The following is a 17,278-nucleotide window of genomic DNA, read 5'->3' on the forward strand; positions in this document are numbered from 1 at the left end:
CTTTTCTGTTTTTAGTGCTTCACTAACGTGGCGAAGTAGTAAACCAGCGGAATAGCCAGCAGGTACAGCCCTACCGGAATTTCACGCCACTTACCGGCAATCACTTTAATGATGATGTAGAACAGCAGGCCGCCGGCGATCCCGGTCCCGAAGCTGTTGGCGATAAGCGTAATCATCACCATCATCAGCACCGGCAGGCCTTCGGTGAAGTTGCCCAGATCCACTTTGCGCAGGCCGCTGAACATGTTCAGGCCGATAAGGATCAGCGCGGGGGCGGTAGCCTCTTTCGGGATCATCAATGCCACCGGGGTAAACAGCAGCATCAGCAGGAACATCACTGCGGCCGCCAGTGCGGTCAGGCCGGTTTTACCGCCCGCTTCTGCGGCTGCCGAAGACTCAATCAGCGCCGTAGCCGCCGGAATACCGACCCACGGACCAAGAGCGGCGGCAATGGAATCCACCATAAACGGACGGTTGATGTGCGGCATGTTGCCGTGCTCGTCCAGCAAACCAGCTTCACCTCCCACCGCCAGCGTCGTGCCCATGGTGGAGAAAAACTCTGAGGCAAAGAACACAAACAGGAACGGCAGGAAGGCGATGTTCAGCGCGCCGAGCATATCCACGTGACCGAGTACCGGTGCCAGCGAGTGCGGCATCGCGATAAAGCTTTGTGGCAGGTGGGTGACGCCCAGCGGAATACCGACCAGAGTGGCAAACAGAATCGCCCATAAAATGGCCCCCGGCACGCGGCGAGCCTGAAGCGCAATGGCCAGGAACAGGCCGCACAGCGCCACGACAGCGCCAGCAGAAGTGAAGTCACCGAGCGCCAGCGCGTTAGTTTTGGCGTTGGCGAGCACCAGCCCGGCGTTGCGGAAGCCCAGCACTGCAACAAACAGGCCGATGGAGGCCGTCAGCCCAAGCTTGATTGACTGCGGTACCGATCGTGTGACCACTTCACGCAGGCCAAGGCGGGTAAGCGCAAAGAACAGAATGCCGGACCAGCAGGCGATACCCAGGCCAATCTGCCAGCCAATATGCTCACTCCCGGCCAGCGTCACGCCGACCAGTACCGAACCGCCGATGCCTGGCCCGACAATAAACGGCAGGTTGCCGTAAAAGGCCATCAGCAGCGTGCCGAGAACGAAAACGATGATCGTCCCGGTCGTTGCTGCGCCTTTATCCATCCCGCCCACGGCCAGCAGGCCAGGGATCACAACCAGCAAATAGGCGGCGGCGAGAAAGCCGGTGATGCCCGCGAGGCATTCGGTTTTCACTTTGCTTTGGCGGCTGCGAAGCTGGAATCGCCGCTCCAGCCAGCTTTCGCTGGCAGCCTGAGACACTGAATTTTCGGCCATTATTTGGCTCTCCGGATTAATGTGTTGTGTGTGCGTCTGCCGGGTGTTCGTGGCATTCAATAAGCGGGTCGACGATCTGGCGAGTGCTGCCGTCCGTCAATCCCAGGTCGGTCAAATGTGGCCCGGCGTTACAGGCCAGGCAGGTGCCTTCGATGGCCTTGAACACGCGGTAGGGCGGCTCCCAGTCGGCGACTTTATTGCTCAATTCACGGAGTTGAGCAAACTGCTGCGCCAGCTCGGCGGCGGGCAGGTCGGAGAGCATCCCGGCAATCGGCATTTCTACCTTTGCCAGCATCTGCCCGTTCTGGCTCAGCGCCATCCCGCCTCCGCAGGCAATCAGCTCGTTAGCGGCGAGCGCCATGTCCTGCGGATCTCTGCCGAGGACAACGAGGTTGTGCGAGTCGTGGGAATAGGTGGTGGCAATCGCGCCGCGCAGCTCACCCCAGCCTTCGAGCAGCGCTAGCTGTGGTTTTGCCTCATGGCGACCGTGGCGATGCTGAACCCAAATCAGGCTGAAGCCGTCCGGGATCTGAACTTCACCGTGCCGGACTTCTACTTCAACTTCGCTCCACTGTGTGAAGCGAGCTCCCTTGATGTGGCGCAGGCGCGCGCGACCATTATTCACTGGTACCTTGAGAACAAAATCGTTCGGACTCAGCGGCTGCAACTGAACCGTATCTCGCGGGGGAACGATGGCCGGTGCCGCGACGGGTTCCAGCATTTTTCCCTGCTCCGCGACGAGCTTACCGGCGACATAAACGGTTTGGGCGCTCAGTTTTTCCAGAGAATCGAAGACCACCAGATCGGCGGTGCGGCCCGCGGCAATCAGGCCGAGATCCGGACGTTGCAGGCGCAGCGAGGCGTTCAGCGTAGCCAGGCGCAAAGCATCCTCGGCCTTCATGCCGTGCTCAATGAGTAAATTCAGCAGGGCAACGATGCCGCCTTTTGCCAGCAGCATGTCTGGTGGCACGTCGTCGGTGCAGACGGTGACCTGCGATGACAGATGCGGCAGGCCGTTCAGGGCGGCGACAATCTCTGGCAGCAAATACGGATGTGACCCGCGTATCTCCAGAGTCAGCCCGGCACGCAGTTTTTCCAGCGCGTCGGCTGCGGAGGTCAGTTCATGATCTGACGTCACGCCAGCGGCAAGGTAGGCCTGCAATCCGACGCCGTTCAGGCCGCGGGCGTGTCCTTCAATCAGTTTGCCGCTTTCCAGGCCAGCATTAAGAATTTCGAGCATTCTTTCGCTGCCGTTAAGCACGCCGTGCATATCCATCACTTCTGCCACGCCCGCCACTTCCGGCCATGAAAGCAGGGTTTCCATCTCTTTTCCGGCAAAATCAGCGCCGGACATTTCCAGGCCCGGCGTTGAAGGCACGCTGGACGGGGCTGCGCAGATCACGCGAAGCGGCAGGTTGCGGCTGGCGTCAACGGCGTAACGCACGCCTTCAATACCGAGCACGTTTGCCAGCTCGTGCGGATCCCAAAAAATCGTTGTGGTGCCCTGGGCGACGATGATTTCCGCATAGCGCGCGGGCGGTAGGTGGGAGCTTTCAACGTGGACGTGGGTATCCATCAATCCCGGGCTGAGATAGTTTCCGGCGAGATCGTGAATCTGTTCGGCATCTTCGCGGCTGCCGCGTGGATGTACGCTGGCGATAAGCGTACCGACGATACCGACATCCGCCTCACGGATTTCACCGGTGGCCATATCCACGATCCGGCCATTGGTGAGCAGCAGGTCGAAGGGCGTTTCGCCGAGGGCGGCTTTTACCGCGCGGCGACGTAAATCAGCAGGCGTCATGACAGGTTCCAAAAAAGGGGCTCTGACGGCTACTCTAGGCAGGGGAATACACTTTGCCCAGATGATTTAATTTATCAGCCGATAAGAAACGTTTATCCTGTGGCAAACGTTTACCTGGTAACCCTGATACTCCAATGGCTGAACCCTGGCAGCGCCTTCCCGCACTCTCGTTAAAACAGATCCAGTATTTTGTGACGCTGGCCAAACTCCGTCATTTCACCGATACCGCCAACCGGCTGGCCATTAGCCAGCCCGCGCTAAGCAGTGCGTTAAGGCAGATTGAGTCCGTGCTGGGCGGGAAGCTGGTTAACAGAACCGCTGCGGCAGTGACGCTGACGGACCTGGGCGCAGCGCTATTGCCCCATGCCGAACGCGTGCTCAACGTCGCGCAGCGCGCCTTTGACGACATGCAGCGAATTGTCCAGGACGGCGGTGACGGCACGCTTCGCATAGGCCTGGTGCCCTCGGTCGGCAGCCTTTTATTTCCCGAAATTCCTCAACGTATTGCAGAGGCTTTTCCTCGCCTGCGAGTGGAGTTTCATGACCGTACTAATGACGCGCTGATTGCCCAGCTTGAAAGCGGCCAACTGGACTTTGGCCTGGGGGCGCTGGACAGCTCGGTGCCCAAAACGTTGGAGATCCATCCGCTGCAGGAAGATCCCTTCGTGGCGGTAGTCAACTGTCACGATCCTCTGGCAGAATCCAGCCACGCGCCGTGGCGAAGCCTGGTGAAGCGGGACATCGCGGTGTTTTCAAAAGGTAATATCAGCCGGCTGGTAGCGGCGATGGCGGAAAGCCAGCGCCTGACGCTCAATGCGCGCTATCAGGTTGATTTTATTGAAACCCTTTATGGGCTGGTGCGCTCTCAGCTGGCGGTGGCGATTCTGCCGCAGCTCTACACCACCTTTTTGCAGGACCCTGAGCTGAAAGTGATTCATTTGCAGCAGCCATCGCTGAGTCGCACCGTGGCGCTGATGCGCAGCACCGAGCCGTTCGCGCCGCAAATAGAAGCCTGCTTCCAGCTTATTGTCCGCCTATTACAACAACGAAAAGTACTCTGACTTTACAAGGAAAACCTGACATGAAAAAGATCCTGCGCGTGGTGGTTGTGCTGCTGATTTTGCTGGTGGCCGCCGTCGCAATCCGCCTGTGGCTACTGCATCGCCACAGTGACGCTCTGTGGAATATCATCAGCCAGCAGTGCATTCCCAATCAGCAGCAGAACAACTCGCCTGCACCTTGCCTGAAAGTCGATCTGACCGGGCGCTATCTGGTGTTCAAAGATGCCAAAGGCCCGCTGCATAATTTGCTGATGCCGACGGACAAAATCACCGGTATCGAGAGCCCGAAGATCCTCGAAAACGGCGCGCCGAACTACTTCCTGGACGCGTGGGAGAATCGTCACTATCTGCTGGATGAAACCACGAAAGCGGTTCGCGATGATGATTTGGTGCTGGCCATTAACTCTCGCTACGGACGTTCTCAGAACCAGCTGCACATTCATTTGTCCTGCCTGCGCCCTGAAGTGTATCAATCCATTAACCAGCTTGCTGATAAGGTCGGTGACCAGTGGCAGCCGTTTGGCGCGGAGATCCTTGGCCATAAATATCTGGCGAGAAAAATCCCGGCAGAGGCGAATCCGTTTACCGTGCTGGCGGAGTACGTGAAGGCTCAGGGCGATGAGATGGAAAACTTTGGCCTGGCGCGGGTGGTGACGGCGAAAGGGGATGTGATGCTGTTGGCTAACCCTCGCCAACTGCTGGGCGGGAACCAGGGCTCGGCGGAAGAGATGCTGGACTACAGTTGCTCGCTGGCAAACTAAAGAAAAATGGCCTCGAATAAGAGGCCATTTTTTTATGCTATTACGACAGGTAATTCATGCCCTGTTTGAGCACCAGATCGCAGGCTTTAGTTTTCACCTTTTCAGCCAGCGGCGAGTTGCCGATGCTGTTCAGATCCAGCTTCTGGCCGTTGGCCGTGTTCAGTAAGCCCATCAGGCCCTGATTGTAGTCCTGCTTGTCGGCAGGCTTGGTGCTGCTTTCCAGCCCCAGCTTGGTCATCAGCTGGTTTTTAATGTTGTCGGTATTGGTGACGGAAGCCAGTTTGTTCTTCGCGCAGTATTCCATCACGCCAGCCGCATTGGTCATCGTACTTGAGCTAAGAGACTTGCTGTTGCCGTTCAGCAGGCTGGTCAGTGAAGAGAGAGACAGACCGCCGCTCTGAGCACCATTGCTGGTGGAGGTTGCGTTGCCGCTTTTAGTCAGCTCATTGGCGGCGCTGGAAAGTTGTTCCTGCCAGTTTGCTGCCGAAGCCTGGCCCGCGAAAAAGGCTGCTGCCAGCGCCATTGCGCAGAGCGTTTTATTCCTTGCTTTCATCTTGTGATACTCGCTTTGTTTGCCTGCGGTGCAGGAGATTTCAGGCGAGAGTATAGCGCTTTGGCCGGAAGCAGGGGGATTGAGAGTTGTCTTAAACCGTGGGGGCAGGTGAAAAAGCCGGGTTTCCCCGGCTTGTCATATCAGTTGATGATGTTCAGGGTCACATCGATGTTGCCGCGGGTTGCGTTGGAGTATGGGCAAACAATGTGTGCCGCATCGACCAGTTTTTTCGCTTCAGCAGCATCCATACCCGGCAGGTGGATGTTCAGCTTCGCTTCGATACCGAACCCAGTTGGCAGTGGCCCGATGCCGACTTCCCCTTCAATGAAAGCGTCAGACGGCATGGAGATTTTGTCGCGACCGGAGACAAACTTCATCGCGCCCAGGAAGCACGCGGAGTAGCCCGCAGCGAACAGCTGCTCAGGGTTGGTGACTTCGCCGCCCGCGCCGCCCATCTCTTTTGGCAGACCCAGCTTGACGTCCAGTACGCCGTCGGAAGAGGTTGCACGACCTTCACGGCCACCGGTGGCTTTGGCTTTTGCGGTGTATACGACTTTTTCTAAAGACATGGCAGGTTCCTCATCTTACATTTGGTTTGTGCTATAAAATAGCGTGCGATTTATATGATGTTTTAAAAATCGCCGACAGTATCGACGATTAATTATTACGTATTTAAATTACTGCGCAAGGTTTCCAGCTGCGCCTTCAGCGCCAACATGCTGTCCACGCTACAGGCGGAAGCGCAGCGCACGGAGTCTGGAATACCCAACGCTTTTTCCTGCAGCGCTTTGCCTTCCTGAGTCAGCGTCACGGCGACCTGACGCTCATCTTCTCGGGAGCGCTGGCGTAATAAGAGTCCGGCGCTTTCCAGGCGTTTAAGCAATGGCGTTAAGGTGGCTGAATCTAAAAACAGCCGTTCGCCGATTTGCGAAACCGTGACATCGTCCTGCTCCCACAGCACCAGCATCACCAGATATTGCGGATAGGTAAGCTGCAGCGGCGCAAGCAGCTGGCGGTAGAGCTTGTTCACCGCCAGGTTGGCGGAGTAGAGCGCGAAGCAAAGCTGGTTGTCCAGCAGCAGGGCGTTCGTTTCGGTCGATGTCTTCTTCATGATTTCCAATATAGATAGTGCGCGATTAAATAGCAAATTTTATTTTGTACGTGTTTGCCTGCGCGATCATACCCGGGGCTTTTTGCGATAAAGCCACAGTCCCGGCAGCGAGAGCCCGATGGAGAGCGCCCCCACGATAAATGACGCTTTTAAGAAGTTGGTCACCAGTTGGATCATCAGCGGATCGCTGTAACCAAAGTGCGTCAATTTTACCGCCGAGATCATCGCGGTGTAGGCGTAGATCCCCGGAAACATGGGAATGACGGCCGCAACGGTAAAGACCTTCGGATGAGCAAGATACCAGCGCGACCACTGAATACCAATGATACCGACCAGAATCGAAGCCAGAAAAGTGCTCCATTCGATGTTTAAACCCGCCATCATCATCGCCATGCGTGAGCCGTGGCCGATGGCACCGAGCAGGCCGCAGTAAGGCAGGGCGCGCTGAGGCACGTTAAAAACTAATGCAAAGCCCACCGCCGGTACGGCAGACAGCGCCATGTCCTGAGCCAGAGCGAGAACAAACTCAATTATGCCCATCCTCTTAGCCCCCATACCGCCATCGCCATCACTACGCCAATGCAGGTGGCAAGCGTAAGCAGGCTGGCCATCGCCCACCGGGCAAGCCCGGTGTTAACGTGGCCTTTGAACATGTCGGCCACGGCGTTAATCAGCGGGAAACCGGGAACGAGTAATAACACGCTCGCGGCCATCGCAATATTGGAAGTGGCGGCGAACGGGCCTTTGGCGATAAGCAGCCCCGACACGGTAGTGGCGACAAACGCGGTGATGCAGAAATTGATCTGCGGATGAAGCTGGCGGTGGGTGAGCAGCTGGCGGACATACATCGCCAGTGAGCTGGCGATAAAGGCGACAAACGCCCCGTCCCAGCCACCGTTGTTCAGTTTACAGAAGCAGCCGCAGGAAAGTCCCACCATCAGGACGACCAGCCAGCGCGGGTAGCGCAGCGGTTTGATGTGCTCGAAGCGTTTGAGAACGTCCCTGGCATCCAGCAGTTTGTGCTCGGTGAGGATCACGATGTGCTGAACTTCAGTCACGACGTGCATGTTGATCCCGCGATCGTTATTTTTACGGGTGGTCGTCAGGCACTGATTGTCTTTAATGGTGCTAAGCACAATGGCGTTAGCGGAGATTGAGCTTTCCACGCTGTCCATCCCCAGCGCTTTGCCAAGGCGGGTTGAAAGCTCCTCTACCAGCGCGCTTTCTGCCCCGTGCTGCAGTAAAAATAGCGCGCATTGAATACATAAACGAGTGACGTCCCGCTGGGAAGCAACATCTGGCTGCATGCTTGATCCTGACCAAAGAGAATGAAATACGCTTAACGTTTATCCATTTAACATGAGCGCTTCGCTTTATTAGCGGCGTTAGATCAAGCTTTGCGTCACTATCTCCGGCGATGAAACGTGATTATTTTTTCCAGCCATTGGTTGCAGCTCACGCAGACAATGCCGCCGATGACGAAAACCGATCCCAGCAAAAAACCGGCGTTTATCTTTTCATTCAGTAACCAGGCACCAAACACGACCCCGAGCAGCGGCGTGACAAAAGAAAAGGCGCCGAGCGCAGAAGCCTGGTAGCGCCGCAGTAAAGCAAACCAGATAAGCAAGCTCAGGAAGGAAACAATCACAGACTGAAAGACCATATTGGCCAGCAGCAGCGGTGTGGGGTTAAAGCGGGTTTGCCCCAGGAGGAACGACGCTGCAAGCAGCACAATAAAAGCCCCCGCAAGCTGAAACAGCGTCGTTTGGGCGGCGGAAACCTGGGCCAGGCGGGAGGTGCGAACCAGCACGGTGGTCGCGCCCCATGATGCGCCGGAAAGCAGGCAAAAGAGATCGCCGAAAAGCGATGAGTGCCCACCATCTGGCGCTGAAAATGTGACGATGACGCCAATAAATGCCAATACGATCCCAATCCATTGTACCGGCGTCAGGCGCTCAGAGAGCAGGGTAAAGTGTAGGCCCACGGCGGCAAACAGCGGTGCGGTATAGAGAAAAACTACGCCGTGCGCGGCACTCGTATAACGCAGGCCGATGCCAAGAAACAAATACTCGAGTGCAAACAAAACCCCAGCTCCCGCGCCAGCAAGCCAGGGCAGGGAGGCGTACTGAATTTTCTCTTTTCTCAACAGCATATAAAGTGCGACCAGCCCCGCGCCTATACCAGAACGTAAGGCGATTTGTAGGATGGGGCTGGCGTCTTCAGCCGTGGCTTTCAGGCCAGGCTGTTGCAGGCTCCATATCAGGCAGAGGGTGATCATCCCGGCGACGGCCAGGCGGTCTATGGTCTTGTATCTGGACATGCGTTTTCTCCCGAAAAACGCATTATCAACTGGGGCGATATGCTTGATATAGTGAGAAACCGCCATGCCATTGTGCGTTTCGGTCAATGTTTTCTCGACGACCTTGAAGGTGGATATCCGTGCCAAAGAAAACGCCCAGTATCCTTACCGCGCCTTTTACCGGCGAGCTTCCGGCGACGCTGTACTTTCGCAGCGCGCCGATGCCTGCGCACGGTTTGTACCTGGAACACAGTCATCCGTGGGGAGAATTTGTCTCGGCGGTAAGCGGCGTTGTGGAGGTGCAATATGCCGGAGGACACTTTGTGGTGCCGTCCCAGTACGGTATCTGGCTGCCGCCGGACACCCAGCATCTTGCGCAAAATCGGATGGAGGCGTGGCACAGCTCCGTATATGTCAGCCTCGCGGAGTGCGCAGCGTTTCCGCAGCAGGTGACCGTTATGGCTATCACGCCTCTCGTCCAGGCGATGCTCGAGCATTTACACCTTAACCCGCCGGGTATCCCTCCTTCTGAAGAGGAGTCGCGGTTCCTGCGCGTGCTGGTTGACAGGCTGATTGAGGCCGAACGTGTGGGGAACTATTTGCCAGGGTCGGACGACCCAGTGGTTCAGCGGGTGCTTAACCTTCTGGAACAAAACCCTGGGGATAGCCGCTCCGTGGCGGCGTTGGCGGCTTTGGCCAATACCAGTGAGCGAACGTTGATGAGACGTTGCCAGCGGGAGTTGGGTATGACGCTGGCGGAGTGGCGGCAGAGGCTAAGAATTGTGAAAGCGATGCCTTTGCTGGCCGAGGGATGGACCGTCGAGAATATCGCTTTTGAGCTAGGTTACGGCAGTTCATCGGCGTTTATTACGATGTTCCGCCGCTTAACCCAGGAAACGCCGGATGAGTATCGCAAGCGTGTCACCGGGCTGGAGCGTTAACTGAGCCGAAAGTCTTTTGCCTCCGGCTGCAGCAAACTTACTGGCAGACGTCGACCCATTTAGCGTGTGTGAGTTCGGCCATACGTTCAGGTGAAATGCGGACGGCGCTGTGGATAGCCCCTGCGGCGGGCAGCACTTCATCGTACTGGCGGAGTGAGATGTCGCAGAACACCGCCAGCGGGTTTTCCAACCCGAACGGGCAGACGCCGCCGACCGGATGCCCGGTCCAGTTCACCACTTCATCGCTGCTGAGCATTCGCGCTTTAGAGCCAAATGCTTCTTTAAGTTTCTTATTATCAAGACGTGCATCGCCCTTCGCGACGATCAGAATAATGTCGTTTTTGACCTTTAATGAGAGCGTTTTGGCTATTTGCCCAGGGGCCACATTGTGAGCTGCAGCGGCAAGCGCGACGGTAGCGGTGCTTTGGTTTAGCTCGATGATATCTATATCGGGGGCATGGTCGGCGAAGAATTGCCGCACGGACTGCAAACTCATGATTTTCTCCTGATCCAGGTGGCAAATAATTTCGCATAAGCTTGTGCTTTCTGTAAACCGCTTATACTTATCTCATACCCCCCTTGTCAGAAATTTCTGGATCTCCTTCACAATCACTGAAACCGGTTGCGGTAACCGGTTGCAGTAATAAATTCCGCGAGGAATACTGAACCCTGTAACCACCCCCTGTACCTAATAATAAGAGTCGTCTATGAAACGTATCCTTTTATGCTGTGCCGCTGGTATGTCTACCAGTATGGTCGTGAACAGGATGAAACAGGCCGCCCAGGATCAACAGATTGAGGTTGAGATCAAGGCGGTGGGTATCGAACAGTTCACGGATGTTATGCCTGAATTTGATTGCTGTTTACTCGGTCCGCAGATCAAATACCGTCTGGAAGATTTTAAGGCTCAGGCCGCGCCCAAACGGATCCCGGTCACGGTCATTAACTCTATGGATTACGGAATGATGCGCGGCGACAGAATTCTCGCCGATGCACTCGCGTTGATAGCCTGACAGGAGAGCCACTATGTCTTCCAACCATGCTGCATTTAATTTAATTTTTCGGTTTGTTGAAAACTACGTTAGCCCGATAGCGGGTCGCATTTCTTCCCAGCGTCACGTGATGGCCATTCGCGACGGCTTTATTTCTGCGATGCCGTTTATGATTGTCGGCTCGTTCCTGCTGGTTTTTGCTTATCCACCGTTTTCGCCAACAACCACCTGGGGCTTTGCCCGCGCCTGGCTCGACCTGGCGAAGCAGTTTGAGGGGCAAATTCTAACGCCGTTCGATATGACGATGGGCATCATGTCTATCTACATTTGTGCGGCCATAGCCTACAACCTCGGGAAACACTACGTTAAATCGCACGGGCTTGATCCTTTCATGTGCGCGATGCTGTCGCTGATGGCTTTCCTGGTGGTTGCGGCCCCGAAAACCAAAGGTACGCTGCCGGTGGACAGCCTTGGCGGTACAGGGATCTTCACCGCGATTCTGGTGGCGATTTACTGCGTAGAAATGATGCGTTTCCTGAAGGCACACAACATCGGCATCAAGCTGCCTGACCAGGTGCCACCGATGATCAAAAACTCCTTTGATCTGCTGATCCCGGTGCTGGTTGTGGTGCTGACGCTGTATCCGCTGAGTCTGTTTATTCAGTCCCAGTTCGATATGCTGATCCCACAGGCGATTATGGCCGTGTTCAAACCGCTGGTGTCCGCGGCGGATTCCCTGCCGGCGATTCTGCTTGCCGTGTTGATTGCTCACCTGCTGTGGTTTGCGGGTATCCACGGGGCGGCGATTGTCTCCGGGATGCTGCAGATGTTCTGGCTGACCAACCTGGGCCTTAACCAGGGCGCGCTGGCGGCCGGTGCACCTCTGCCGCATATCTTTATGGAGGCATTCTGGACCTTCTTCATCGTGGTCGGCGGTTCCGGGGCGACGATGGGGCTGGTTATCTGCTACCTGCGCAGTAAATCTGCTCACCTGCGTTCCATTGGCCGTCTGAGCATTGTGCCAACCTGCTTTAACATTAACGAGCCGGTGATCTTCGGTACGCCGATTGTGATGAACCCGGTGTTCTTCATTCCGTTCCTGCTGGCACCCATGGTTAACGCCGTGCTGGCCTGGGGCGCGATGAAGCTGGAGCTGATTGGCCGTGTGATTTCCGTTGTGCCGTGGACCGCGCCTGCGCCAATCGGTGCTGCCTGGGCGCTGGGCTGGGACTTCCGTGCCGCTATCCTGGTGATTCTGCTGGCCTGCGTGTCGTCCATCATCTACTTCCCGTTCTTCAAAGTGTACGAGAAGCAGCTGCTGGAGCAGGAGAAAGAAGAAGCTCAGAGAGCGAGCGAGGAAGGGAGCCAACAGCTGGCTTAATGGTTTAGCTCAATGAAGAACGGCGGGGAAACCCGCCGTTTGCTATTTCAGGGTACAGTCGCCGCAGCGTTGAACGTCAGGCAGCTTATAGCGCTGGCAGCAGGTGCGTCTGACCAGAATGCCTTCACGCGAAATGACCGTGCGGTAGAGTGGATTATCCCGGCCACATGAAAGCTGTTTTTCAAAGAAACAGGTCTGTACCAGCGTTGCCAGGCTCTGTTCATCCAGCAGCGGTTTTAGCTCGCCGAAGAACCAGTTTACCAGGTAGCCGGTGTTGCTCCAGATAAGCCGGGCATTGATCTCTTCGCTGGCTTCCAGCGCCGCCACTACCGGCATCAACCCTTCGACGATGAATTTTTCCAGCCGCAGGTGGAGCGGCAGCTCGCTTACCTGACAATCCTCAGACACATCAATCCAGAAGCATTTTGCCCGCCCCGTTTCGTGGAACTCCACCCGCACATGCTGAGGCGAAATGTTCAGCGCTTTAGGCTGAGTCAGCAGCGCCATCATCATCGGCGGCACCAGCAGGCCGATGTACCATTGCGCCCATAAAGACTTCAGCGGTTTGTGCTCGCGGGTAAGCTGAGGCTGGTGACGATAGATATGGTCGCCGTAGGCCGCCATCAGAGAGGTTAGCGTGGCGGGACGCTGCCACTCGCTTAGCGACATTGCTGCGGCGGGAGCCTGTTCGTTTAATTTGAGGATGTCGTTGAAGTAGGGGCGGTGCGCGGCAAAATACTCCCGCAGCGAATCTGCCAGTGGGCTTTCCGTTGGGGGCCAGGGAAGCACAAAGCAGCCGCTGTCGTCGCTGAGCTGGAGGGATTGAAGCGCCATACCTTTGTCAGTACTTAATCTAAATGATAATGATTAGCAATACTAACTGCGGGGGAAATCTCTGGCAAGGTGAATTCACCGCCATCGCTGAGAGATGGCGGTTTTTGCGATCCAGGGCGCGTCTCGCCGGGTTAACTCACGGCAAGCATTTCGTTCGTCAGGATGCTGTTTCTTCCGCGGTTTTTGGCCTGGTATAACGCTTTATCGGCAAGGCTCAGGGCATCGTCAATGCTGCCTTCAGTGAAGGGCGCAAGCCCAATACTGACGGTAACGTTGGTCGCGACCTGGTTATTAAACATATGTGGAATGTCCAGATCGAAAACGCGCTGGCGGATCCTTTCCGCCGACTGCATAGCACGTTCAGCATCGATGTTGGTGAGCATAATCATGAACTCTTCCCCGCCGTAGCGCGTGACAAGATCCCTTGAACGCACGGCATCGCGAATCGCCGCTGAGACCCGAATCAACGCCTGGTCGCCCATCGCATGGCCGTAGTGGTCGTTGTAGGACTTGAAGTGGTCGATATCCAGCAGCAAAACGTAGTGGCTGCCGCTGCCAGAGGCCTGAATGTGATCGAGGCGGTTTTGAAAGCCGCGGCGGTTGTACAGGCCGGTTAAAGGATCAAGCATGCTGAGATCGGTCAGCGTCTCTTTTTCTTCGAGCAGTTTATTCATCAGTCGCTGGGTGAAGCGGTCATTACGTTTCTGAATAATATGCTGAATAGCGATCCCGATAGCGGGCAGCGCAATGGAATAGATCACCCGCAGCCATTGATCAACGTTGCCCAGCCAAAGTACGACCAGTGCAACAGGGAGGCTGTGCAGCAGGAAAGCCACAATATTATTAATAAATGCAATCGCGCCAATAAAAAGCACCGACATCAGGCTAATCACCAGAAATGAGGTGTCCAGATCCCCGATAGCCGCATTTTTAATGAAAATATGTATCGCCCATAATAACCCGAGAAATAAAGAAACAAAGTTCAGGTTAATCAATAGCTTTTTTTTCAACATCTGCCAGCCAAGTAGCGCCAGGCTAATCAGCAGAATGGCGACGATGGGCGGCGTTATGCGCATTGTCGAATGGAGCGGAAAGAGCATCGAAAAAACGGCTGCCAGGGCATTGAGCAGCAAAAATAAACGTAAAGAAAGCAGCTGCTTTGCTTTGAGTAAGGCTCGCCAGGTTTGGGCTGTCATAGAACGATTGTGTCTTGGGTAAACGCGTCAGGTGTTGTGTGTGTCGTATCAATGAAAAGCGAGTTATCGACTTTTCTGGCAACTATTGGAATTTTTATAAGGCAAACTAAAGCCGGCGCTCAATCTATCACCTTACTGAAAATCTGTCATTAAATGACACGTCAACCCTGGCTATTTCAGCCATAGGTCGCGCACGTTTTTACGCTGACAGTTGAGAAAATTTATCATATGATATTGGTTATCATTATCATGATGAGGCATAAAGATGCTGCAACGACGACTCGAAGGTGGCTGGAGTATAATGGTGGCGGGGCTTGCCGTGGCGCTGCTTGCCTGCCTGGATCTCAGTTTCAGCCAGTGGCGCGTGCTGGTGGTTATCGGCCTGCTTGCAACGGCATTGATGCTCTATCACAAGACCTTGAGACACTTTGTTTTACTGCCATCATGCGTAGCATTTGCCAGCGGATTGCTGTTGATTGTGATGAATTTGGGTGCAATGAGATAAACAAGCTGGGGAGAAAAAGAGGGTCACTTCATAAGAAGTGGTGCGAAGAGAGGGACTTGAACCCTCACGTCCGTAAGGACACTAACACCTGAAGCTAGCGCGTCTACCAATTCCGCCACCTTCGCACAGTTTCCAGATTTGCATCTGAAGAGTTTTGATATCGCCTTCGCATTGGTGCGAAGAGAGGGACTTGAACCCTCACGTCCGTAAGAACACTAACACCTGAAGCTAGCGCGTCTACCAATTCCGCCACCTTCGCGCAGTGCGAACGATATCTTTCGTGGTTTTGTTGGTGCGAAGAGAGGGACTTGAACCCTCACGTCCGTAAGAACACTAACACCTGAAGCTAGCGCGTCTACCAATTCCGCCACCTTCGCATACCTGTAATACCGAAGTATCACAACCACGGAGGCGCATTCTAGATGTTTTCTGAGCTTCGTCAACACTTAATTTGGTGCCGCTTTCCCGACTGATGCAAAAAGCGGCACCTGAGCGCTTCTAGCGCTTTTTACCCGCTCGGGTCAGCACGGCGCGGTAAACTTTGAAGCGGCCGGTTTGAGCAATAACTTCATGGCTGCCAAACACTTCGTCCAGTACGTCCGGGTAGGCAAGGAAGGCGTTCGCTACGATGCGCAATTCGCCACCCATATTCAGATGGCGCGCCGCGCCGCGAATAAGCTGGTGCGCCGCATCGAGGCTGGTTTGCATCCCGTCGTGGAATGGCGGGTTGGAGATGATCATGTCGAAACGGCCGTTGATTTCCGAGTAGACGTTACTGGCGATCACTTCCCCTTCAATGCCGTTGGCGGCAAGCGTTGCGCGGCTGGCGGCGACCGCCGGTGCGCTAACATCGCTAAGCGTGAGGCGGACTTTTGGCGAGTGGCTGGCGAGAGTAATCGCCAGTACGCCTGCGCCGCAGCCAACATCCAGCACTTTGCCTTTGGTGTGTGGCGTCAGAGTGGAAAGCAGCAGTTTGCTGCCGGTATCCAGACCGTCGCGGCTAAAGACGCCCGGCAGGGTTTTCACGGTCATCCCTTCATGAGGGTATTCGCCCCACCAGCTGTTTTCATCAAACGCGGGTTGTTGCTCAAGGCGGCCGTGGTACAGACCGCAGCGGCGCGCGCTGTCGATTTTCGTCAGCGGGCAAACGTCAGCCAGCATTTGCTCTGCGCTACGCACGCCAGAGCGGTTTTCTCCGACGACAAAAACATCGGTACCAACCGGCATCAGCGACAGAATGTTCATCAACTGGAACTGGGCTTCCGGCTTGTTTTTCGGCCAGTAGTAGATAAGCGTATTGCTGTCGGCAACGTCATCCGCGCCGGCCACCAGGCCATATCGTGCGTTCTCACCCATCTGCGCGCTTAATACCTGCCAGTGGTGGAATTGCTGGGTGTGGGCGCGGCTGGCGGCGGTGTCGAAACGCGCCGGCAGGTCGTCTTGCATGTCACCGGCAAACAACACACGGCTCTCGGTAAAATCATCGCTGTGGCGCAGCAGTACTTCACTCGCCGGGGTAAACGCACTCATCAAATTGCTCCTGGAAAATCAGAGCGTGGATTATAGAGCTTTAATGGCGTGGATTCGATGAATTTGCTATATTTGCCGCCCGAATTACGCTCTCAACAGGTTTCGCTATGACTTCCCCTTCCCGACGTGACTGGCAGTTACAGCAACTGGGTATTACCCAGTGGGTGCTGCGCCGTCCGACGGCTTTACAGGGCGAAATTGCGGTATCTTTGCCCGCGGGCGTGCGTTTAGTGATGGTGGCAGAGACGCTACCAGCCTTGAACGATCCGCTGGTGAAGGACATTTTACGCAGCATAGCGTTAAGCCCTGAGCAAGTCATGCAACTGACGCCGGAGCGGGCTGCAATGATGCCGCCCGACAGTCGCTGCAATAGCTGGCGCTTGGGCGTTGAGCAGCCGCTGACGCTAAGCGGCGCGCAGCTTGCGTCCCCTGCGCTTGACGAGCTTTATCACAATGGCAACGCGCGACAGGCGCTGTGGCAACAGATTTGCGAACATGAACACGATTTCTTCCCTGACGCCGAATGATTTGGCGGACGCGTATGCCATTGAGCTGCGCAGTCATGCTTTTCCCTGGAGTGAAAAAACCTTTGCCAGTAATCAGGGCGAACGCTATTTCAATTTGCGGCTGGATGTTGACGGCAAACTTGCTGCTTTTGCGGTGACGCAGGTCATTCTCGATGAAGCCACGCTGTTTAACATTGCTGTCGATCCGGCGTATCAGCGTCAAGGGCTTGGAAAAGCGCTGCTTGAGCATCTTATTGCAGAGCTTGAGAAGCGGGATGTCTTTACGCTGTGGCTGGAGGTGCGCGCCTCTAACGTCGCCGCCAGAACGCTGTATGAAAACCTGGGCTTTAACGAAGCGACGGTGCGTCGCAATTATTATCCTGCAAAAGAAGGTCGGGAAGACGCGATCGTGATGGCGCTCCCCCTCGGTTAATTTTTAAAAGGTGTGT

20 protein-coding genes and 3 tRNA genes are annotated in these 17,278 nt (G+C 55.5%); 8 read left to right on the plus strand and 15 right to left on the minus strand.

Translation table 11 applies throughout. The annotated features are described in order from the left end of the window. Window positions 1-11: 11 nt before the first annotated feature. Together B9Y90_RS12000 and B9Y90_RS12005 are read right to left on the minus strand one after the other, a co-directional pair. Window positions 12-1,355, minus strand: coding sequence for an NCS2 family permease (locus tag B9Y90_RS12000; RefSeq protein WP_039289999.1), 1,344 nt, complete (start codon window positions 1,353-1,355; stop codon window positions 12-14). A 16-nt stretch (window positions 1,356-1,371) separates the two neighbouring features. Then, window positions 1,372-3,159 carry an adenine deaminase gene (locus B9Y90_RS12005; protein WP_085541356.1) on the minus strand — a complete coding sequence of 596 codons (1,788 nt, stop codon included), beginning with the start codon at window positions 3,157-3,159 and terminating at the stop codon, window positions 1,372-1,374. A 134-nt stretch (window positions 3,160-3,293) separates the two neighbouring features. On the opposite strand from B9Y90_RS12005, the gene B9Y90_RS12010 reads away from it, so the two are divergent. Together B9Y90_RS12010 and B9Y90_RS12015 are read left to right on the plus strand one after the other, a co-directional pair. Further along, window positions 3,294-4,220 (plus strand): LysR family transcriptional regulator, encoded by a 927-nt coding sequence (locus tag B9Y90_RS12010; protein WP_085541357.1) that lies wholly within the window; start codon window positions 3,294-3,296, stop codon window positions 4,218-4,220. Between the two features lie 20 nt (window positions 4,221-4,240). Next, entirely contained in the window at window positions 4,241-4,981 is a 741-nt protein-coding gene (locus tag B9Y90_RS12015) for a CDP-diacylglycerol diphosphatase (protein ID WP_085541358.1), read from the plus strand. A 40-nt stretch (window positions 4,982-5,021) separates the two neighbouring features. On the opposite strand, the gene B9Y90_RS12020 is transcribed toward B9Y90_RS12015, so the two are convergent. From B9Y90_RS12020 to B9Y90_RS12045, 6 genes are all read right to left on the minus strand, one after another. After that, window positions 5,022-5,534, minus strand: a complete 513-nt coding sequence (locus B9Y90_RS12020; RefSeq protein WP_039290011.1) for a YjjA family protein — start codon at window positions 5,532-5,534, stop codon at window positions 5,022-5,024. Between the two features lie 140 nt (window positions 5,535-5,674). Next, a complete protein-coding gene (locus tag B9Y90_RS12025; protein WP_008460060.1) occupies window positions 5,675-6,103 on the minus strand; it encodes an organic hydroperoxide resistance protein in 429 nt (142 codons plus the stop codon). 95 nt (window positions 6,104-6,198) lie between these two features. Continuing rightward, on the minus strand, window positions 6,199-6,645 hold the full coding sequence (locus B9Y90_RS12030) for a MarR family winged helix-turn-helix transcriptional regulator (RefSeq protein WP_039290014.1): 447 nt from the start codon (window positions 6,643-6,645) through the stop codon (window positions 6,199-6,201). A 66-nt stretch (window positions 6,646-6,711) separates the two neighbouring features. Then, a complete protein-coding gene (locus B9Y90_RS12035) occupies window positions 6,712-7,185 on the minus strand; it encodes a threonine/serine exporter (protein ID WP_085541359.1) in 474 nt (157 codons plus the stop codon). After that, the gene (locus tag B9Y90_RS12040) at window positions 7,176-7,952 is read right to left on the minus strand and encodes a threonine/serine exporter family protein (RefSeq protein ID WP_039290021.1); all 777 of its coding nucleotides are present in this window, start codon (window positions 7,950-7,952) and stop codon (window positions 7,176-7,178) included. Before B9Y90_RS12040 ends, B9Y90_RS12035 begins: the two co-directional genes overlap by 10 nt. Window positions 7,953-8,050: 98 nt before the next feature. After that, window positions 8,051-8,965 carry a DMT family transporter gene (locus B9Y90_RS12045; protein ID WP_085541422.1) on the minus strand — a complete coding sequence of 305 codons (915 nt, stop codon included), beginning with the start codon at window positions 8,963-8,965 and terminating at the stop codon, window positions 8,051-8,053. Between the two features lie 119 nt (window positions 8,966-9,084). Between B9Y90_RS12045 and B9Y90_RS12050 the strand changes: the two genes are divergently transcribed. Beyond that, window positions 9,085-9,885: an AraC family transcriptional regulator gene (locus B9Y90_RS12050; RefSeq protein WP_217808982.1), complete on the plus strand. Its 801-nt coding sequence runs from the start codon at window positions 9,085-9,087 to the stop codon at window positions 9,883-9,885. A gap of 37 nt (window positions 9,886-9,922) precedes the next feature. On the opposite strand, the gene B9Y90_RS12055 is transcribed toward B9Y90_RS12050, so the two are convergent. Beyond that, entirely contained in the window at window positions 9,923-10,381 is a 459-nt protein-coding gene (locus B9Y90_RS12055; RefSeq protein ID WP_008460069.1) for a YbaK/EbsC family protein, read from the minus strand. Between the two features lie 211 nt (window positions 10,382-10,592). Here B9Y90_RS12055 and B9Y90_RS12060 point away from each other — a divergent pair, with 211 nt between their 5' ends. Together B9Y90_RS12060 and B9Y90_RS12065 are read left to right on the plus strand one after the other, a co-directional pair. Continuing rightward, entirely contained in the window at window positions 10,593-10,898 is a 306-nt protein-coding gene (locus B9Y90_RS12060) for a PTS sugar transporter subunit IIB (protein ID WP_085541360.1), read from the plus strand. A 13-nt stretch (window positions 10,899-10,911) separates the two neighbouring features. Further along, window positions 10,912-12,258, plus strand: coding sequence for a PTS sugar transporter subunit IIC (locus tag B9Y90_RS12065; protein ID WP_085541361.1), 1,347 nt, complete (start codon window positions 10,912-10,914; stop codon window positions 12,256-12,258). Between the two features lie 42 nt (window positions 12,259-12,300). Here the strand turns inward: B9Y90_RS12065 and fhuF are convergent, their stop codons facing one another. Further along, the gene (gene fhuF, locus B9Y90_RS12070) at window positions 12,301-13,092 is read right to left on the minus strand and encodes a siderophore-iron reductase FhuF (RefSeq protein ID WP_085541362.1); all 792 of its coding nucleotides are present in this window, start codon (window positions 13,090-13,092) and stop codon (window positions 12,301-12,303) included. Window positions 13,093-13,223: 131 nt separating this feature from the next. Continuing rightward, window positions 13,224-14,288 (minus strand): GGDEF domain-containing protein, encoded by a 1,065-nt coding sequence (locus B9Y90_RS12075; RefSeq protein ID WP_085541363.1) that lies wholly within the window; start codon window positions 14,286-14,288, stop codon window positions 13,224-13,226. Window positions 14,289-14,553: 265 nt separating this feature from the next. Here B9Y90_RS12075 and B9Y90_RS12080 point away from each other — a divergent pair, with 265 nt between their 5' ends. Next, a complete protein-coding gene (locus B9Y90_RS12080; RefSeq protein ID WP_085541364.1) occupies window positions 14,554-14,793 on the plus strand; it encodes a DUF1435 domain-containing protein in 240 nt (79 codons plus the stop codon). A gap of 38 nt (window positions 14,794-14,831) precedes the next feature. Here the strand turns inward: B9Y90_RS12080 and B9Y90_RS12085 are convergent. The 4 genes from B9Y90_RS12085 to rsmC form a co-directional block, all read right to left on the minus strand. Next, window positions 14,832-14,918: transfer RNA gene (locus tag B9Y90_RS12085), tRNA-Leu, on the minus strand. Between the two features lie 47 nt (window positions 14,919-14,965). After that, a tRNA-Leu gene (locus B9Y90_RS12090) sits at window positions 14,966-15,052 on the minus strand. A gap of 31 nt (window positions 15,053-15,083) precedes the next feature. Continuing rightward, window positions 15,084-15,170, minus strand: a tRNA-Leu gene (locus tag B9Y90_RS12095). Between the two features lie 121 nt (window positions 15,171-15,291). Further along, window positions 15,292-16,323: a 16S rRNA (guanine(1207)-N(2))-methyltransferase RsmC gene (gene rsmC / locus B9Y90_RS12100; protein ID WP_039290042.1), complete on the minus strand. Its 1,032-nt coding sequence runs from the start codon at window positions 16,321-16,323 to the stop codon at window positions 15,292-15,294. A 107-nt stretch (window positions 16,324-16,430) separates the two neighbouring features. On the opposite strand from rsmC, the gene B9Y90_RS12105 reads away from it, so the two are divergent. Together B9Y90_RS12105 and rimI are read left to right on the plus strand one after the other, a co-directional pair. Beyond that, window positions 16,431-16,850, plus strand: coding sequence for a DNA polymerase III subunit psi (locus tag B9Y90_RS12105; RefSeq protein WP_085541365.1), 420 nt, complete (start codon window positions 16,431-16,433; stop codon window positions 16,848-16,850). Next, window positions 16,819-17,262 carry a ribosomal protein S18-alanine N-acetyltransferase gene (rimI, locus tag B9Y90_RS12110; protein WP_085541366.1) on the plus strand — a complete coding sequence of 148 codons (444 nt, stop codon included), beginning with the start codon at window positions 16,819-16,821 and terminating at the stop codon, window positions 17,260-17,262. Before B9Y90_RS12105 ends, rimI begins: the two co-directional genes overlap by 32 nt. Window positions 17,263-17,278: the final 16 nt, after the last annotated feature.

The organism is Cedecea sp. NFIX57, assembly GCF_900177785.1.
Lineage (GTDB): Bacteria > Pseudomonadota > Gammaproteobacteria > Enterobacterales > Enterobacteriaceae > Cedecea > Cedecea neteri_C.

Bases quoted from the DNA above. Each gene is read 5' to 3' on its own strand.
- B9Y90_RS12000 (WP_039289999.1), bottom strand. From the start codon at position 1,355: ATGGCCGAAAATTCAGTGTCTCAGGCTGCCAGCGAAAGCTGGCTGGAG.
- B9Y90_RS12005 (WP_085541356.1), bottom strand. From the start codon at position 3,159: ATGACGCCTGCTGATTTACGTCGCCGCGCGGTAAAAGCCGCCCTCGGC.
- B9Y90_RS12010 (WP_085541357.1), top strand. From the start codon at position 3,294: ATGGCTGAACCCTGGCAGCGCCTTCCCGCACTCTCGTTAAAACAGATC.
- B9Y90_RS12015 (WP_085541358.1), top strand. From the start codon at position 4,241: ATGAAAAAGATCCTGCGCGTGGTGGTTGTGCTGCTGATTTTGCTGGTG.
- B9Y90_RS12020 (WP_039290011.1), bottom strand. From the start codon at position 5,534: ATGAAAGCAAGGAATAAAACGCTCTGCGCAATGGCGCTGGCAGCAGCC.
- B9Y90_RS12025 (WP_008460060.1), bottom strand. From the start codon at position 6,103: ATGTCTTTAGAAAAAGTCGTATACACCGCAAAAGCCAAAGCCACCGGT.
- B9Y90_RS12030 (WP_039290014.1), bottom strand. From the start codon at position 6,645: ATGAAGAAGACATCGACCGAAACGAACGCCCTGCTGCTGGACAACCAG.
- B9Y90_RS12035 (WP_085541359.1), bottom strand. From the start codon at position 7,185: ATGGGCATAATTGAGTTTGTTCTCGCTCTGGCTCAGGACATGGCGCTG.
- B9Y90_RS12040 (WP_039290021.1), bottom strand. From the start codon at position 7,952: ATGCAGCCAGATGTTGCTTCCCAGCGGGACGTCACTCGTTTATGTATT.
- B9Y90_RS12045 (WP_085541422.1), bottom strand. From the start codon at position 8,965: ATGTCCAGATACAAGACCATAGACCGCCTGGCCGTCGCCGGGATGATC.
- B9Y90_RS12055 (WP_008460069.1), bottom strand. From the start codon at position 10,381: ATGAGTTTGCAGTCCGTGCGGCAATTCTTCGCCGACCATGCCCCCGAT.
- B9Y90_RS12060 (WP_085541360.1), top strand. From the start codon at position 10,593: ATGAAACGTATCCTTTTATGCTGTGCCGCTGGTATGTCTACCAGTATG.
- B9Y90_RS12065 (WP_085541361.1), top strand. From the start codon at position 10,912: ATGTCTTCCAACCATGCTGCATTTAATTTAATTTTTCGGTTTGTTGAA.
- fhuF (WP_085541362.1), bottom strand. From the start codon at position 13,092: ATGGCGCTTCAATCCCTCCAGCTCAGCGACGACAGCGGCTGCTTTGTG.
- B9Y90_RS12075 (WP_085541363.1), bottom strand. From the start codon at position 14,288: ATGACAGCCCAAACCTGGCGAGCCTTACTCAAAGCAAAGCAGCTGCTT.
- B9Y90_RS12080 (WP_085541364.1), top strand. From the start codon at position 14,554: ATGCTGCAACGACGACTCGAAGGTGGCTGGAGTATAATGGTGGCGGGG.
- rsmC (WP_039290042.1), bottom strand. From the start codon at position 16,323: ATGAGTGCGTTTACCCCGGCGAGTGAAGTACTGCTGCGCCACAGCGAT.
- B9Y90_RS12105 (WP_085541365.1), top strand. From the start codon at position 16,431: ATGACTTCCCCTTCCCGACGTGACTGGCAGTTACAGCAACTGGGTATT.
- rimI (WP_085541366.1), top strand. From the start codon at position 16,819: ATGAACACGATTTCTTCCCTGACGCCGAATGATTTGGCGGACGCGTAT.